Annotated in this window: 1 protein-coding gene; it reads right to left on the bottom strand. The window is 58.6% G+C overall.

Annotated features, from left to right (window positions below):
- Positions 1–35 precede the first annotated feature (35 nt).
- A partial coding sequence (locus QP752_RS11250) for a hypothetical protein (RefSeq protein ID WP_284805543.1) occupies positions 36–292 on the bottom strand: 257 nt, incomplete at its 5' end.

The following is a 292-nucleotide window of genomic DNA, read 5'->3' as shown; positions in this document are numbered from 1 at the left end:
CCTTTGGCCTGATGCTCGGCATTTTCTGCAGTTTTCTACTGGCCATTTCCGTGACTTTCATCGCTTTCCGACGCAGTAAGGAGCAGCTCGCAATCGCGACGAAACGTCGCAAGCACGCTGACACCGATCCGGTACTGCGAGCGCAGCAGGTTTACCTGCGTGCGGGCCTGACACCGAATACAACTACTGATGTAGAGGTCGTCGACGACCGCCGTGAACGCGCACGCCGACGCAATCGTGGCCAGCAGGGTAGTAGCGCGCACAATGTCTCTCAACGGGCTGGCGAACAGGA

Origin of the sequence: Corynebacterium sp. UMB10321 (assembly GCF_030228725.1) — a bacterium.
Lineage (GTDB): Bacteria > Actinomycetota > Actinomycetes > Mycobacteriales > Mycobacteriaceae > Corynebacterium > Corynebacterium pseudogenitalium.
Note: the sequence above shows the minus strand (reverse complement) of the source record. Positions and strands in the feature narration are given on the sequence as shown.